This is a genomic window from Leptolyngbya sp. KIOST-1 (genome assembly GCF_000763385.1).
Taxonomy (GTDB): domain Bacteria; phylum Cyanobacteriota; class Cyanobacteriia; order Phormidesmidales; family Phormidesmidaceae; genus Nodosilinea.
The window spans coordinates 2,893,838-2,910,271 of the sequence record NZ_JQFA01000002.1 but is presented as its reverse complement, the minus strand read 5'-3'; the positions used below and the strand labels follow the sequence as shown (position 1 = coordinate 2,910,271).

The following is a 16,434-nucleotide window of genomic DNA, read 5'->3' as shown; positions in this document are numbered from 1 at the left end:
ATGGGTGGGAGGGTGGATGGGGGAGTGTAAACGTCAAAATTGAACGGTCAATGTTTTGTACTCTGCGCTTTGTGCAGGGGTGAGGGAGAGTAAAACGGTAGCTTTCAATACAAAATATTGCTTTTTGGCGGAGCCGATTCGGCCTGGCGGAACCTTAATAACAGCGGCATCATTCGCTGGTTCACCCATTCCTTCATCCCTGGTGTTCGTCTATGGCCACCTCAATTTTGTCCGATGCCAACCGTCGCCTGGAGCGGGCGCTCAAGTACGTTGCCATTTCTGAGGACGCCTCTGAGCGGTTGCGCTATCCCAAAGCCAGTCTTACCGTGTCGATTCCGGTGCGCATGGACAACGGCTCCCTGAAGGTGTTTCAAGGCTACCGGGTGCGCTACGACGATACCCGTGGCCCTACTAAGGGGGGCATTCGCTTTCACCCCGATGTCAGCCTGGACGAGGTGCAGTCCCTGGCCTTCTGGATGACGTTCAAGTGCGCGGCGCTGAATTTGCCCCTGGGCGGGGCCAAGGGCGGGGTGACGGTGAACCCAAAGGAACTGTCGAAGTTTGAGCTGGAGCGGTTGAGCCGGGGCTATATTGACGCGATCGCCAACTTCATTGGCCCCGACGTGGACGTGCCCGCCCCCGACGTCTACACCAACCCCATGATCATGGGCTGGATGATGGATCAGTACAGCATCATCACCCGCAGGCTGAGCCCGGCGGTGATCACCGGCAAGCCCCTGAGTATGGGCGGCAGCCAGGGGCGCGACACCGCCACGGGAACGGGTGCATTCTACGTGCTCCAGGCGCTGATGGCCCGCTTTGGCAAATCCCCAGAACTGACCACCGTAGCGGTGCAGGGCTTTGGCAATGCGGGCAGCGTGATCGCCCGGCTGTTGTTTGATGCGGGCTATAAGGTGGTGGCGGTGAGCGACTCCCAGGGCGGAGTCTATGCCCCCGCCGGGCTCGATATTCCCAGCATTCAGCAGTTCAAAGCCTCAACCCGCAGCCTCAAGGCCGTGTACTGCGAGGGCACGGTCTGCAACATCGTGCAGGACCACGCCGTGATCACTAACGACGAACTGCTGTCCCTGGATGTCGACATTCTGATTCCGGCCGCGCTGGAGAACCAGATCACCGCCGAGAACGCCGATACGATTAAGGCCCGCTACATCTTTGAGGTGGCCAATGGCCCCATCACCTCCGAGGCCGACGATATTTTGTCAGCCAAGGGCATTTACGTCTTTCCCGACATTCTGGTAAATGCAGGCGGGGTAACGGTGAGCTACTTTGAGTGGGTGCAAAACCGCAGCGGCCTCTACTGGTCTGTTGAAGACGTCAACAGCCGCCTCAAGACGATGATGGTGACCGAGGCCGAACGCATCTGGAAGATTGCCCAGGAACTCGAGATTCGCCCTCGCACCGCCGCCTACGTTCACGCCCTGGAGCGCCTGGGCGACGCCCTCAACGCCAAGGGCACCCGCGACTACTACGTCAGCGGGATTTAGAAAGCAAGAAAAGGGTATTGGGTTTTGGGTATCGGGTATCGGGTTTGCCTGCCACCTGCCACCCAACACCTGCCACCCAACACCTGCCACCCAACACCTGCCACCCAACACCTACCCTATGCCGCCACCGGCACCCGGCCCCAGCGCTCAACGGCCTGGGCAACCCGCTGGCCAAATAGCTCGGCGGTGAGGCGATCGCCCGCTTCGATGGCTGCGGGGCTGCCGTCCATGGTCATCGCGCTTTGGCCCATAATCCCCAGGAATGAGCCCAGGCGGTTGACGCCGTCGTCTTTGCCCTGGTACTGGCTGGGCATGTCGGTGGCCCCAATCCAGACCATGCCGTGCTGGGCGGCGTTGATCGCCAGGTAGAGCAGGGTGCCCTGCTTATCGCCGCTGGGGGAGCTGGAGTGGGTAAAGCCAGCGGCAATTTTGTCTTTCCACTGCTGCACAAACCAGGCGGAGCTGGCGGCATCGAGAAAGGCTTTGAACTGGGCCGCCACCCCGCCCATGTAGGTGGGCGAGCCAAATACGATCGCGTCGGCTTCGTTCAGACGAGCCATGGTGGCGTCGTCCTGCCAGCGGCCCTGGTTGATTTGCTCACCGGTAATCCTCAGCAGCTCTGGGTTGTGACCTGCGGTGCGGACTCCGGCCGCGATCGCCTCCGCCATCAGGTGGGTATGGCCGCCGCCAGAAAAGTAAACAATTGCAATGGTTGCCATAAAACTTTACCTGTCACGTTACTTCTGGATACTAAAAGTAACTACTTACCAAAGTAAAGTAGAAACCCTGAGGTAACTACTGAATTCCTGAAATCAGGTATTCTGCTATACGTGGAGGATTTAAGGTCACCCTTGAACCCAGAACCCTACCCCTTGAGCCCTGTTGCCATGTCTAGCCGCACCAGCGATCGCAACCCCTGCCCCGTCAACCAACTGATGACGGTCCTGTCCGGGCCCTGGACAATGTACATTCTCTGGATTCTCTCAACCGCTGGCCCCACCCGGTTTGGGGCGCTGCGGCGGCAGGTGGAGGGCATTTCCACCAAAATGCTGACCGAGCGTCTGCGCATGCTCGAGCAGGAGGGCATTGTGGACCGCCACTACGAGCCCACGGTGCCGCCCCAGGTCACCTACAGCCTGACCGAGCGGGCAGGCGAACTCGTCGCCATTCTCGATCAGCTCAACGATTTGGCCCAGCGCTGGTACGGCCCCACCGCCCCGCCAGAGGTCGAGGTCTGCTTTGACCCGGCCCCCGAGTCGGAGCTGACGGTTTAGCCGGGAGGGGCTAGCTGCAGGGGGCTGTCCTCCCGATGCTGAGCGTTTACCGGCCCAGGTAGTCCAGGATGCCCCGGGCGATGCCGTCGGCGATGCGGTTGACGGCGGCGGGGTCGCGGAAGCGGGCAGCGTCTTCGGCCCCGGTGACAAAGCCGGTTTCCACCAGCACCGAGGGCATGGTGGTGTAGCGCAGCACGTAGAAGCGGGCCTGGCGCACGCCGCGATCGCGCATATTGACATTCCGCAGCACGGCGCTGTGGATGCTGCGGGCCAGCCGCTCGCCGCTGGAGAAGTAGTAGGTCTCCAGGCCGTTGACCTCGGGGCGGCTCATGCTGATGGCGTTGGCGTGGATGCTGACAAACAGGTTGGCCCCGGCCCGGTTGGCCATCTGGGCACGGGCGTCGAGATCGACAAATACATCGCTGTCACGGGTCATCAGCACCGTGATGCCCGCCGCCTGGAGCTGCTGGCGCACCCGGTTAGAGATGGTGGTGTTGATCTGCTTTTCCTGAATGCCGCCGATGCCGATAGCGCCGGGGTCGCGGCCGCCGTGGCCGGGGTCAATCACCACCACGATTGAGCCCCGGGGAATGGGAGGGATGACCGGGTTGGAGGCCACCGCCGGGGCGGAGGCGGCGACGATTTTGGCGGGCAGGCTGGCGGCCACCAGGGCGCTATAGATTTCATCGGCCCGCTGGCGATCGCGGAACAGACCCACCTGCACCACCGCCTGACCATCGACCGTGGTGCGAAAGGCCTCGGGCTCGACGGCGCGCACCTGCTGCAGGGTGTTGTTGTTGACAATCGGCACAATGACGCGGAAGTGGTTGCCCGTGGGGGTGGTGCCGCTGGGAGGCGGGGGCGGAGCCTGAGTAATGGGGGCACCGGGTACAACGGGAAGGGCAGGCGCGGCGGGGGACTGCGACAGGGGTGGCGCGGCCCCCTCGGCCAGGCGCACATTCAGCGGGGCGTCGTGGGTGAGGTAGATGTGGCCGACGGGCTGGCCGTTAAAAACTCGCCGGGCCATCTGCCAGCCTGGGTTGAGCTGAATTTTGAGGAAGCCGCCAGTGTTGCCCTGAGGGCGGCCGTTGGTGCGGCCAATTTCAATCGGCGGAGCACTGCGATCGCGGGTGGGACGGGCAAACAGCACCAGGTCATTCTGTCGGGCAGACACCTCCAGGCGGTAGTGCACGCCCAGGTCCTGGCCGTTGATCCGCACTGAATAGCCGTTGCTGTCGGTTTTGCGATCGCAGGCTCCAGCGAAGTCAAAGTTGAGCAGCAGCGGGTCGATGGACACCGGCCCGCTGCCCGTATTTTGTTCCTGCCAGCACTGGCGCTGGTTGGGAACTTGTTCCAAAATCATCAGGTTGTAGAACGCCCCGTCGCGCACCGGAGAAGCGATCGCCACGGTGAGGCTGGGGTCAATGGGCTGCTGTTCAAACTGCTGGGCCGCCGCCGGAGAGGCCGTCAGCCCCGCCAGCGCTAGGGCAGCAGTCGTCAACAACATATTCAGGGAACGAGACAGCAGGGCCATAGCAGTGGTGTAGCGGTGTGAGGAGTGGAGTGGCAGTGGGGGCCAAGCGCTAGCAAGACTCCTAATGCTACTCACGATTGTGGCGATGGCAAGGGCAATTTCGCCGGTAACGTGTCGCAGTTTACCAATTGGCCCGAGCCAGACCAAAGGCCAGAAAAAACCGGCCCAGAAACTCCAGGCCGGTCAGGGGAGCGCAGGGTCTCCTAGCGCGAGGGTTGGCCTAGGGCCTCAGATCGCGGAAAGTTTGGTACGCCTGCTCGGGGTGATAGATATGACAGCGCCCCGTAATTGTCCGCATCAGGTCGAGGGAGAACCGGGTTTCCTTCATCAGCGGGGCCCAGTTTTCTCTGAGGGCGGCGTAGGCAGGCCGCAGGTTGTAGGACGGAATACCGACTGAAATATGGTGGGGAACATGGACGTTGATATCGTGACACAGCACCTCGATCCACTTGGGATAGTCGCAGTGGAGGGTGCCGGAGAGCTGCGCCTCGACCTCATTCCAGGTGTCGCTGTAGCGGAACTGAATGTCGGGAATGGTGTGGTGGACCAGAGTAAAGGTGCTCATCCAGAAGTGGTAGCCCAGCCAGGGCATCAGCCAGTACTTCACCACGCCCCAGGGACCAGCGAAATAGAACAGAGTGGGGAAAAACACCAGCGCAAAGATCACCACAGCGGCAATGGAGCGCATCACCTTGGCGCGATCGCGGGGTTCAAAGTTGCGCAGGTCAAAGTGCAGCGCCCCCCAGTGGGCCACCGAGGCCAGCCACCACAGCCAGCCCCGCATATGCCGGTAAACTGCCTGCAACAGGCCGTTGGCCCCGCTGTACTCCTCCTGGCTCCAGGGAGCCCAGGCGTTGTCAATCTCCATGTTGTTAGTGTGGCGGTGGTGAATGTCGTGGAGTAGTCGCCAGCTGTGGAAGGGGTAGATCAGCGGCAGAAACATGATGTGCCCCAGCCAGTTGTTGACCCAGCGGCGGTTGGCAAAGGAGCGGTGGCCGCAGTCGTGGCCAATTACAAAAAAGCCGGTCAGGGCCGTGCCGGTGAAAAACCAGGCCGCGGGCAGCAAAAACCAGGGCGAAAGGGCGATCGCGGCGTACCCCAGGGCCACAGCCCCCACGCTCAGCAGCACCGCCGTCCAGGCTTTGCGAGGATCTTTTTGAAAGTAGGCTTTGGGAATGGTTTGAATCACCTGCTTTAGCGTCAGGTCGCCATAGGGGTTCGTGCCCGCGGCTCTAGCGGAAGGCTCAAGAATTGCAGTCAAGGACTAGTCTCCAGAAACGTTAACGTGCGAACTTATAGGGCCGAACAACAGCAAGCGTCGGTTTGAGTAAGACGTTTGCGCGTCGGGTAGCGTCCCAGCATTGCGCTGTTTAGCCATCGGCTGATGTCCTCAGCGACGGGGCCAACGCACTATTTTGCCCAAAAAAAATCTGTTCACCCCGCAGGGAACCGAACAGAGCCTTAGCTTGATTGCAAAATCGAGATATCAGCCAGCCAAACCAACTCAACAACTCAGATAATCGCCGCAAACAGCTTAGTGGAGCAAAGACTGGCCCAGGGGGACGCTTATTATTCCTTAACAACCATATCATGCTCAGTTTTGCTTGCCGGTTGAACCTGGGATTAACCCCAAAATTCTCCCCTGGCAGGAGGGAATGACGGCCCGTAAAACCAGGGAGAAACAGGATCCCTGTAAAGCTGGGCGTTGCTGAATGCAGGTATGATATGCCCCCCCGCCCCCCAATTCTGGGGGGAGCCGAAATCTCAAAGTCCCCCAGAATTGGGGGACTTAGGGGGCGATGATAAGGATGTCAAGTTTACAGATTCATTACTCAATTCAGCAACGCCTAAAGCAGAACCCCGGGCTCAATCCTCTGAGAGAAGCCCATCAGCCCACTTCCCTGTTCGGTTTTGGGCCATTGATGGCCATTGACGGCAAAGGAATTGGCAACTGCCCTCTGTATCCTAGCGGCGGCGGCGGGTAAACCCTAACCAGAGCAGCGCTCCACCGATTGACATCACCAGCGGCATAAAGGCAGTGGCGGCCCGGTAGTGGACGTCTTCGGTGGAGTCGAGGCTAATAGCGTCGTAGACAATGCCCTTGTCGCCCACGGGCACAGTCCAGTAGTCGGCGTGGCTGAGGGTGTCGTCCTCGATCGCCACTTCCCAATTCCCAGGGATCGACTCGTCGGGCAGAAATGAAAACCGCCCCTTGTCATCGGTGGTGGTGCTGAGCCAGGGCTGGTCGGGGTTGTTGGGAGCGAAAACGCTCACCGTGGCACCCACAAACGGCTCGCCAGTACTAAATTGAGACTGAAACTCAAGCTGATTGCCTAAGGTGTAAAAGGTTTCGACCTGGTGTGCGCTGGCCTGGGTTGGGAACCCCACCAGGGCCAAACACATGACCAAAGCAACAATCAACCGTTTCATAGCGCAGCGACCCGTAATCTGTACGGCCTTCATTGTAGCGAGAGTTTTGGTCAGCTGAGCCGCGACTCGCCCCGAGATGAGGTGTATCCCACTGTTGTCATCCTGTTGGCGAAGCCGCTTCGCAGGAGCAACGGCGCCAAAGGTTTCAGGGACCGGGATGGGTCGCCTAGCGATCGCTACGGTCAGCGTGACGTTCGCACCAGAGGTGCGACCAACCCGGAATGATATCGGTATACTCCCTGCGATCGCCTGCTTATGCTCTGATTTCTTTCCAAATTGACTGTAGCAGCGCGCTCCAATCCTCAGCCGTCATGTCAAAAACCCGCGTTCGATTGAGGCAGTGGTAGGCGAGTTTGTCCGTGGTAATTCTGGCCAACAGGTCGGGCTGTTGGCCATTGGGCCAGTAGAAATCAAAATCTTCCCAGAAGACCAGTTCATAGTCATAAAAGCCATTTTCGTTTAGAAAATGGCTGGCTCTCAGCACCTGGAGGCGGTGGGTTGGCACCTTTTCACCGGAGCGCCGTTTGAGCTGACGCTCCTGCCGTTCCTGAGTGGCTCTAGGGGAGCTGGCATTGGGCAAAGGGCCTAAAAAGTCTAGATAAATGTGTAGATCGTCGCTTATTTTGCGGACAACAGATTTGGTCGAATTCAGGTCGCAGCGCTTTGGTGAGTAGATCCAGCTTCGCATGGCCCTGGGGGTGTCGCGCCCTTCGACTAGAGAAATCAGGCTAAATTCCCCATGGATAACTCGCATGGATTGGAACGGCTTAGGGGTTTCCTCTGTGGCATGTTCGCGCCACCAAAGCAGGCGACGAATAAACCTCAGGGCGTCTTCCAGAATGCGATCAAATATCATTGAAGTTGGGCTTTTACACCCCAGAAGAACGGATTTTGCACTCATTTTCCTGCTGGACAGGATAGTCTAAAAAGCAGCACCCAAGGTCTGACGATATTAAAATTCCCCGCCAATAACTCCCACTGCGTCAACCTTTTGTAAATTCATTAAAACTTAGCCAAATCCCTGGCCAAATAAACCTTTGACATTAGCAGCGACAGCAATACCCCTAGCCTATCGGCAGGCTCAGCTGGTACTTCTACTCCCATGAGAAAAGGCCCCTGCCAGGTTCGGCAGGGGCCAGAGGTATGCATCTACCGCGAGCACCATACTTACTGTGGAGGCCCTGTCAAGGTAGGGGGAGTACCGTAGATTACTACTGAAGGACGATGAGCAGGGGCGGTGGGACGAAGCCATGGTAGAAAGGCTAACGCTGGGACTGGACGGGGCATTGGCGATCGCCCTGGTGGCGATCGCGGCTTTTACCTGGAAGCTCACCCGCTCGCTGCGGGCGGCCCCCTGGCTGCAACCGACGGAGGCTGTACCGGAGGCATCCATCGACGTGATCATTCCCGCTTTCAACGAGGCTGACAATATTCGCGACTGCGTGGAAGCGGTGCTCACGACCGTTCTGCCGGGGGGCAAACGGTTTGAGGTCTGGATTGCCGACGACCAATCCACCGATGCCACCGGCCAGTTCGCCGCCGAGCTGGCGGCCCAGCACCCCAACGTTCACCATCTGGCGGTGCCGCCGCGTCCGGCGGGGAAGGTTGGGCACGGCAAAAACTGGGCCTGTGCCCAGGCGGCACCGCTGGCCCAGGGCGACTACCTGCTGTTTATCGATGCCGATGTGCGGCTGTCGTCGGGGGCGATCGCCGCGGCCCTGGCCGAAGCCCAGTCCCACCAGGCCGATCTGCTCAGCTGTGCGCCTAAGATTATTTGCGGCTGCTTTGCCGAGTGGCTGGTGCAGCCGATTATGATGAGCGCGATCGCGATCGCCTACGACTTCCAGGCCATCAACGACTCGACGGCGGTAGAGGATGCCTTTGCCGCCGGGCCGTTTATGCTGTTTCGCCGCGAAGCCTATCACCAGATCGGGGGGCATGCCGCCCTCCACGACGTAATCGTGGAGGATGTGGAGCTGGCCCGCCAGATTCGACGGCATGAGTTGAGGCTGCGCTACGTGCTGGGCATTGATCTGCTGGGGGTGCGAATGTATTCGTCCTTTGGCACCCTGTGGGAGGGGTGGACGAAGAACTACTACCTGGGCACCGAAGAAAATTTGCCGCTGACGCTGCTGTCGGCTTTCACCATTGCCCTGGTGTTTGTGATGCCCTGGGTGGGGCTGCTGGCCAGCCTGATTGCGCTCCTGCTCAAGCCCGCATTTTCCTGGCCTGTAGCGATGCTCTACGGGCTGACGGCGTTGACGCTGGTGGCCTACGGGCTGCTCCGGTGGCTGAGCTACCGCCAGGTGCGAGTCCCCCTGCGCTACTGGTGGCTGAGCAGCGTGGGCGGCTTGATTGTGGTGGCGATCGCCCTTACCTCCGTGGTCAAGACCAAGACCGGCTGGGGCTGGACCTGGCGGGGGCGATCGCTGAAAGTGTCCTAACCCCTGGGCGCGTACATCATCACCAGCACGCCCAGCAGCACTACCCAGCCGCCGAGCAGATCAAAGCGATCGGGTTGTACCTGGTCAATGGCCCATCCCCACGCGATCGACAGCACAATAAAAATGCCGCCGTAGGCCGCGTAGGCGCGGCCGAAGTGGGTAGGTTGGAGGGTTGGCACCGCTCCGTAAATGCCCAAAATTGCCACGCCCAGTACCGCTAGCCAGGGGCTTTTGCCCTCCCGCAGGGCCAGCCAGACCAGGTAGCCGCCGCCAATTTCACATAGGCCAGCCAGCACAAAAAACAGCAGCGATCGCACCATAGTTCAGCCCTGGATTCTCAGTCAGCGGAGTTAAGGATTGCGGGTTTACGATTGGTTGGGCCTCAGCGTTTTCTAAAGACAACGCTGAGGCCCGACCTGGGCCGGAGGGTTGGAATGGGGGTCATGGTCAGGTCCTGGGCGGGGGTCAGCTCCCAGGTGTAGTGGCGCAGCAGGTGGGCTGCCACCAGCTTAATTTCGAGCTGGGCAAAGGCCAGCCCCAGGCACACGCGGGGACCGCCGCCAAAGCCCACCAGGCTGAAGTCAAAGCGTTTGTGCTCGGCCCGCTTGGGGCCAAAGCGATCGGGGTCAAAGGTTTCAGGGTCGGTGTAGATGCGGCGATCGCGGTGGGCGGCATCGATTCGGTACAGCGCCATCCAGCCCTCGGGCACCCGATAGCCGTTGAACTCAAAGGGTTTGACTACGCCGCGAAAGCCTCCGCCCACGGGCGGGTACAGCCGCTCCACCTCTTTGACCACCTGATCCAGATAGGGCATCTGCCGGATCTGCTCCAGAGCGACGCGAGCGCTCGTTTCCATCAACCTCATCTGCTCCTGCCGCGCCTGTGCCCACACCTGCGGGTGCTGCGCCAGGGCCATCACCAGCGAGGTCAGCATTGAGGTCGTGGTCTCGTGGCCCGCAAACAGCATCAGCAGGGCCTGGGCCTTAATTTCCTCCAGGCTGAGGCGGTTGCCGTCTTCATCTTCGCTCTGCACCAGCAGGCCCAGGGCGTCGTTGGTGGGGTGAGCCTGGCGCTCCTTGACCACCTGCTCAATGTGCTCTAGCAGGCGATCGCGCGCCTTGATAGCCTTGCCAAAAGGCGTCCAGCCCCAGCGAATCGGCGGCGAAAACAAGCCGTTGGTCAGATCGGCAAACCACTGCGACATCTGAGCGCTCTGCTCGCCCGGTTCGCTGCCCAGCAGCAGGGTGCTGGCGATATCAAAGGTGAGCTGCTTCAGCTCGTCGAACCAGGTGAATTGGCCCAGGGCTTCCCACCGCTGGGCGTAGCGATCGGTCAGCGTCTGCATAGTGGCGACATAGCCCGCCAGGGCGGGACCGTGGAAGGCGGGCATGAGCAGCTTGCGGTTGCGGCGGTGCTCCTCACCCTCCTGCAAAAACAGCGACTCCCCCAGCAGTTCTTTGAAGGTGCCGGGCCAGCCCTCCCGCCAGGAGAAACAGTCCATGTGGCTGGAGAGCAAAAACTGGTTGGCCTCCGGCCCCATCATTACTACCGTGGGGCGGCCCAGCAGGTGGGTTTTGAAAATAGCCCCGTACCTGGCCTGGCGCCTATTGGCAAACTCGCGATCGAGCAAAAAGCTGAGGGTTTCGCCCACCACCGGGAGGCCAAAACTACCGGGAGGCAAAGGCCCTGAATCTGAGATGGACGGGGTCATACAGGGGAGAACGATCGAAACCGACGCCCTCTAGCCTAGCGCGAAGCTACAGCGGTAGCTGCCTGACCTAGTAGATACCCAAAGCCCCGCCATCCCAGGTCATTACTGGGCAGGGGCGATGTTGTGACCAGCGGCCACAATCAGTTCTTTGAAGGTTTCTTCTGAAGCCTGGGAGCTAATGGTGATCGTCTTGGCCTGCGAGTTGATGTCGATATCGGCATCGGGTTCAGAGGTCAGAATCAGGTCCTTAAGCTCTTGCTCCGACTTTTCATTGCCCAGAGTGGGGACTTTAAACTGCCACGGCATAGTGTGTTTTCCACCTTTAGTCTGTCGTTTCCTGTACTCACACTAGCCAGGTAGCGATGGCCTGTCGTCTACAGAAAGGCTGAATGTGCGAGAAAACGAGCCCAGACAGTGCTGAATGGCAGCAATCCAACCCTGAGGCTAGCTCTCATTAGCTAACGCCAAAACCCGCGCATAATATCCTCATAGACATCAGTTCACCAGCCAGCTCCAGCCCCAGAATACGGCCATACCGCCCGCGATGGTCAGTAGCAGGTTCTGACGCCAGACGGCGAGGATAACGCAGGCGATCGCCCCCACCAGCCGCGCATTCTGCCAGCTCAACCAGAGGTCGCCAGCGGGCAGTACCACCGCAGGCACTACGATCGCCGTCAGCACCACCGGGGGCACGTAGCCCAGAGCCCGCACCAGGGTCGGCGACAGGGAAATGCGACCGCTAAAGGCCAGCAGCAGGTAGCGAATTGAAAACGTCACCAGGGCCATAGCGGCGACGAGGAGCCAGTCGTTCATGGGGATTTTGAATTTCGGATTTTGGATTGGGGTCGGTATTACCGTTTGCCCTGGGGGCTGGGGATGAGTTGGGTTTCGAGCCAGTAGCCAGTGGCGACTCCGGCGATCGCCGCCACCATTAGCCCCAGTTTATGGGGCAACCCATTGGCCAGCACCGCCACTAGCCCGGCGACGGCGATCGCCCCCACCATCGGTCGCGTTTTGGCATAGGGCGCGGTCATGCCGATGAAGGTGGCCACCATGGCAAAGTCCAGCCCCCAGGCCGCCGCGTTGGGAATTAGCTGGCCCACCGTCAGCCCCAGCAGGGTACACAGAATCCAGTTGCCGTACATGGCCCCGGCGGCCCCCAGGTAGTACCAGTGTTTGTGGGGACTGCGGTCGGGCTGTGCGTAGCGACGAATGGCGATCGCAAAGGATTCGTCAGTCAACAGGAAGCCAATCACCGCTCTCCACCGCTGCGATGCGCCCTCCACGTAAGGCAGCAGGCTGGCGGCGTAGAGCAGGTGGCGCAGGTTGACGACCACCGTGGTGAGCACAATTAGGGGCAGAGTGCTGCCCGCCGCCAGCAGCCCCAGGGCGATAAACTGCGACGACCCGGCAAACACAAAGGCCGACATGCCCAGGGTGGCCCCAAAGGAAAGCCCGCTGCCCTGGGCCAGGGTGCCAAAGATAATCCCAAAGGGAATCGCCCCTACAACCAGGGGAATAATGTCCCGCGCTCCAGCCAATACCTCTTGCTGCGGCGATCGCTCTACAGACTCAGTTGAGCTAGCCAAAAGAAATCTCCGAAAAGCAGGATGTCTCTTTCCATTTTGAGTTAGAAGGTAGAGGAGGTATCACGGCTTTTCACTATGGCAGACGCTCCCCAGCAAACGCAAATTTGTATTCTTGGCGGCGGCTTTGGCGGCCTCTACACCGCGCTGCGCCTGAGCCAGCTGCCCTGGGAAGGCAACCCGCCCACAATCACGCTGGTGGATTGCAGCGATCGCTTTCTGTTTTTGCCGCTGCTCTACGAGCTGGTCACCGATGAGCTGCAGGCCTGGGAGGTGGCCCCACCCTACGTCGATCTGCTGGCCGGGACTACCGTCCAGTTTCGCCAGGCGGAGGTCGCCGCCGTAGACCTCGACCAGCACCGCGTCAGCCTCAGCGATGGCCTCACCCTCACCTACGATCGCCTGGTGCTGGCCCTGGGCGGCACCACGCCAATGGACATGGCCCCCGGCGTGGCCGAGCACGCCCTTGCCTTTCGCTCTCTGCAAGATGCCTACCAGCTCAAAGATCGCCTGCGCCTGCTGACCGCCTCCGACGCCGAAAAAATTCGTGTCGCGGTGGTGGGCGGCGGCTACAGCGGCGTTGAGCTGGCCTGCAAAGTGGCCGAACAGCTGGGCGATCGTGGCCGGGTGCGGCTGGTCGAGCGCACTGATACAATTCTGCGTGCCTCCCCTGAGTACAACCGGGAAGTGGCCCAAAAAGTGCTCTCCGACCTGGGGGTGTGGGTCGATCTCGAAACTGCCGTCGACAACGTCACCGCCGACACCATTAGCCTGACCTACCGGGAGCAGACCGATATTTTGCCCGTGGATCTGGTGCTGTGGACCGTGGGCACCCGCGTCAACGAGGTGATGGCCAACCTGCCCCTGAAGCACAACGATCGCCAGCAGATTGTCGTGCAGCCCACCCTGGAGTCGGTCGATCGCCCTGGGGTCTACGCCCTAGGCGATGCCGCTGACTGTCGCGATGCCGAGGGCCAGCAGGTGCCCACCACCGCCCAGGTGGCGCTCCAGCAGGCCGACTTTGTCGGGTGGAATATCTGGGCCAGTTTGAGCGATCGCCCCCAGCTGCCCTTCCGCTACCGCCACCTGGGCGAAATGCTCACCCTGGGCACCAGCCGCGCCACCCTCACCGGGCTGGGCGTTCAGCTCGACGGCGAACTGGCCTACGTAGCCCGCCGTCTGGCCTACCTCTACCGCATGCCCACCTTCTCGCACCAGGTGCGGGTGGGCATTAACTGGATGACCAAACCCTTGCGCGATCTGCTCTCAGCCCAGTCCTGATGGCGGAAATGGCTGTTTCCTGTGGAATGATCAGTCGGCCACAGGGAACCCTAATTTTTAGCTTTGACGCTGCATTAGCTGCAAACCGCGATCGCGCGTTTCCAGGCAAAACGAAATCATGAACCGGGCGTCCGGCTACGACGTCCTAAGCCCACCGCTGAGGGTTGACGGCGGCAGTGCCACTTTGGGCGAGCGTCTCTTTCAACCTCTTATCCGAAATGGGCTGGGTCAAGATTGAAGGTGTGATCCGGTGCAATGTTTTATCGCGGGCCGATCGCGACGGTCAAACGGTCGCCCAATTCCCCACCTGTTTTGGCGGGCGGTTAAATCGACCGGGCGATCGCACCCTCTACCCCTTCAACCTTCTCTTTCTGCAACCATGATTCGCTCTATTCAGTCGGTTTTGTTGTTGGGGGTGCTGGCGATCGCACCGCTGGAAAACGCCCTCAATCCCGTCTATGCAGCCCAGGCGCAGGCGGCGGTTTGTAACCCCGATGCAGCCCTTCAAAACCGGCTGGCCATGGCGGAGGAGCAGGCGCGCTCTGCCCTGGAAAGGACTCAACCCGATGCGGCTCTGCAATCGTTACAGGAGACTTTGGCGATCGCTGGGCAGTTGCGAGACGGGCGACGCCAGGCAGATCTGCTACAGCAGTGGCTGCTAGATGCTAACGAGGGCTACCCAACGACCCGGTGGCAGCGGCTGACCCAGGGCGCTCGGCAGGTGCCATCACCCCAGATCCAGGCCACCCTGGGACAGTTTTTGGCGCTGGCCAATCAGCTGCCCTCGGGCCACAGCTATGTCAAAACGCGATCGCTGGCGGCGATCGCCCGCTACTACACCGTTCTAGAGCAGGGTGAAACCCCGCCTGCTAGGCAAGCCCTAGAGCAGGCGCGGCAGGCGGCAACCCTAATTCGTGGCAGTGATTTCACCGCCAGTGCGCTAATCGACATTGCCGAAACCTATGCCTTGATGGGTGAGACGACCTCGGCGCTGGTCGTGCTAACCCAGGTGGGGGGAGCCGTGGAGCAAATTCCGCCCGACACCTCCCAGCGACTGAAGCTGTCTCTTTTGCAGCGCATGGCGACCACCTACGCTCAGATTGGTCACTTCGCTCAGGCCGAAGCCATCGCCGCCGAGTTGCCCGATGACTATGAGCTGCGCTCAATTGTGCTACGGGGCATTGTTGAGGGAACGATTGCCGTGCAAAACCTGAGCGCGGCAGAGACATCGGCTCAAGCTATCCCCGCAGCAACCCAGCGCATTTTGGCCCTGGGCAAGGTGGCAGTTGCTTACCACAACGCCAACCAGCCCGCCGCAGCGGCTCGGGCGATCGCCCAGGCCAGGGAGCAGGCCGAAACGGCTACGGGTTTAACGGATCCAGAGTTTGTCTTTAGAAATTTAGTTGACATCTACCTGCAGCTGGGGCAGCGCGACGCAGCCCTGGAACTGGCCCAAACTCAGCTCCGGGCCTCTCAACCGGAGACGATCAAATCGGTGATGGTGGCCTACAGCCAGGCTGGGCAGCAGGAGGTAGTTGAGGCGTGGCTGTCAGCTCAGCTGAGTGATATTCAAGCCCTGTCCGACCCCTGGGAACAAAGCTTCGCTTTGGGATACCTGCTGCAGCTGGCGATCGACACCCAGCAGTTTGAATGGGTTCGCCAATCCTGGGACCAGATTGTCGCCGTCAACTATAACTATGGCCCACAGGATTGGGAAATGGTCAGGATCGCTACTGCCTACGCGGCCACGGGGCAATACGGTCAGGCAGTGGCGTGGGCTCAGCAGCTGCCCCTCGACCATCGGCCTGTCTTGCGGGTTCGGCTCTTGACGGCGATCGCCCTGAGCGCCCATCAGGCCGGTCAAACCGCCTGGGCTAATAACCTGCTTCAGCAAACGCTGGAGAGCTTAGATAGTCTGGTCGCCACCTATCAGCGCCAGTTCCCCGAAGAGGTGCTCCAAAGCGGGGTGATCGAACCCAGTGCCCTCACCGCCATTGCCGTTGTCTATGCCCAAATGGGGCAAGCCGACCTCACCCGCGAACTGTTGCAGCGGGTCAGCATTTTGGATAGCTCGATCACCGATGCTTCGTTTGGGGGGCCAATCGACCAGCCCTTTGAGGTGTTTATGGCGGCGAACCAGTATATCGGGGCGTTGCAACTCGCCCAGGCTACCTCGCCCGCAGAGGTGCGCATTGGGCGCTTGCAAACCAGCGCCACGGCTCTGCTGCAACAAAATCGCTTTGACCTGGCCCTGCCCGTGGTCAACGAACTCCCTGAGCCCAGTCGCCAGGCGCAGCTCCTGCTGGCGATCGCCCAGCGCTATGGCGATCTAGGGCAGGCTGAGGCCGCACAGCCCATTCTGGCCCAGGCCTTCCAGGTGGCGCAGACCATTCCCGGCGAAGAATCCCAGGTCGATCGACTGGGGGCCGAGGGATACACCATCATCGACAGAACCGACGACCGGGGCAGCATGCTAGAAGCGATCGCCCTGCAATACGCCCAGCTGGGGCAGGGCGATCAGGCCCGACGGGTGGCCAACCAGCTTCAGGCGATTCCGTTGCGCCAGCAGGTTCTAGAATCCATTCGCTGTGCTTTGTGACCTCAGCCCGTCTCGTTCAGACGTCGCCTATCGCTATAACAGCCCCTAGAACGGGCCGGGGAAAATTAAC

General features: G+C 60.6%; 15 protein-coding genes. 5 read left to right on the top strand and 10 right to left on the bottom strand.

Translation table 11 applies throughout. The features are described from left to right. Positions 1-212: 212 nt before the first annotated feature. Positions 213-1,505, top strand: a complete 1,293-nt coding sequence (locus NF78_RS12970; protein ID WP_035986951.1) for a Glu/Leu/Phe/Val family dehydrogenase — start codon at positions 213-215, stop codon at positions 1,503-1,505. Between the two features lie 116 nt (positions 1,506-1,621). Here NF78_RS12970 and NF78_RS12965 read toward each other — a convergent pair whose 3' ends face one another. Continuing rightward, positions 1,622-2,224 (bottom strand): flavodoxin family protein, encoded by a 603-nt coding sequence (locus NF78_RS12965; RefSeq protein ID WP_035986948.1) that lies wholly within the window; start codon positions 2,222-2,224, stop codon positions 1,622-1,624. A 168-nt stretch (positions 2,225-2,392) separates the two neighbouring features. Between NF78_RS12965 and NF78_RS12960 the strand changes: the two genes are divergently transcribed. Continuing rightward, positions 2,393-2,779 carry a winged helix-turn-helix transcriptional regulator gene (locus NF78_RS12960; protein ID WP_052050316.1) on the top strand — a complete coding sequence of 129 codons (387 nt, stop codon included), beginning with the start codon at positions 2,393-2,395 and terminating at the stop codon, positions 2,777-2,779. Between the two features lie 46 nt (positions 2,780-2,825). Here the strand turns inward: NF78_RS12960 and NF78_RS31840 are convergent, their stop codons facing one another. From NF78_RS31840 to NF78_RS12940, 4 genes are all read right to left on the bottom strand, one after another. Beyond that, positions 2,826-4,313, bottom strand: a complete 1,488-nt coding sequence (locus NF78_RS31840) for a DUF3747 domain-containing protein (protein ID WP_035986946.1) — start codon at positions 4,311-4,313, stop codon at positions 2,826-2,828. 220 nt (positions 4,314-4,533) lie between these two features. Further along, entirely contained in the window at positions 4,534-5,574 is a 1,041-nt protein-coding gene (locus tag NF78_RS12950; RefSeq protein ID WP_035986942.1) for a fatty acid desaturase, read from the bottom strand. Positions 5,575-6,278: 704 nt separating this feature from the next. After that, complete coding sequence (locus NF78_RS12945; protein WP_035986940.1) at positions 6,279-6,743, bottom strand: carboxypeptidase-like regulatory domain-containing protein; 465 nt, start codon at positions 6,741-6,743, stop codon at positions 6,279-6,281. 253 nt (positions 6,744-6,996) lie between these two features. Next, entirely contained in the window at positions 6,997-7,644 is a 648-nt protein-coding gene (locus tag NF78_RS12940) for a hypothetical protein (RefSeq protein ID WP_156119752.1), read from the bottom strand. A 349-nt stretch (positions 7,645-7,993) separates the two neighbouring features. On the opposite strand from NF78_RS12940, the gene NF78_RS12935 reads away from it, so the two are divergent. Then, positions 7,994-9,187, top strand: coding sequence for a glycosyltransferase (locus NF78_RS12935; protein WP_035986935.1), 1,194 nt, complete (start codon positions 7,994-7,996; stop codon positions 9,185-9,187). Here the strand turns inward: NF78_RS12935 and NF78_RS12930 are convergent. The 5 genes from NF78_RS12930 to NF78_RS12910 form a co-directional block, all read right to left on the bottom strand. Further along, positions 9,184-9,507 carry a YnfA family protein gene (locus NF78_RS12930; RefSeq protein WP_035986933.1) on the bottom strand — a complete coding sequence of 108 codons (324 nt, stop codon included), beginning with the start codon at positions 9,505-9,507 and terminating at the stop codon, positions 9,184-9,186. The genes NF78_RS12935 and NF78_RS12930 overlap by 4 nt on opposite strands. A gap of 62 nt (positions 9,508-9,569) precedes the next feature. Further along, positions 9,570-10,868, bottom strand: a complete 1,299-nt coding sequence (locus tag NF78_RS12925) for a cytochrome P450 (RefSeq protein WP_263970590.1) — start codon at positions 10,866-10,868, stop codon at positions 9,570-9,572. 132 nt (positions 10,869-11,000) lie between these two features. Next, positions 11,001-11,204: a hypothetical protein gene (locus NF78_RS12920; RefSeq protein ID WP_035986929.1), complete on the bottom strand. Its 204-nt coding sequence runs from the start codon at positions 11,202-11,204 to the stop codon at positions 11,001-11,003. Between the two features lie 189 nt (positions 11,205-11,393). Continuing rightward, entirely contained in the window at positions 11,394-11,711 is a 318-nt protein-coding gene (locus NF78_RS12915; RefSeq protein ID WP_035986927.1) for an AzlD domain-containing protein, read from the bottom strand. A 38-nt stretch (positions 11,712-11,749) separates the two neighbouring features. Next, the gene (locus tag NF78_RS12910; protein WP_052050314.1) at positions 11,750-12,487 is read right to left on the bottom strand and encodes an AzlC family ABC transporter permease; all 738 of its coding nucleotides are present in this window, start codon (positions 12,485-12,487) and stop codon (positions 11,750-11,752) included. 75 nt (positions 12,488-12,562) lie between these two features. Here NF78_RS12910 and NF78_RS12905 point away from each other — a divergent pair, with 75 nt between their 5' ends. Then, a complete protein-coding gene (locus NF78_RS12905; protein ID WP_035986923.1) occupies positions 12,563-13,765 on the top strand; it encodes an NAD(P)/FAD-dependent oxidoreductase in 1,203 nt (400 codons plus the stop codon). A gap of 379 nt (positions 13,766-14,144) precedes the next feature. Next, positions 14,145-16,364: a hypothetical protein gene (locus NF78_RS12900; protein WP_035986921.1), complete on the top strand. Its 2,220-nt coding sequence runs from the start codon at positions 14,145-14,147 to the stop codon at positions 16,362-16,364. Positions 16,365-16,434 lie beyond the last annotated feature (70 nt).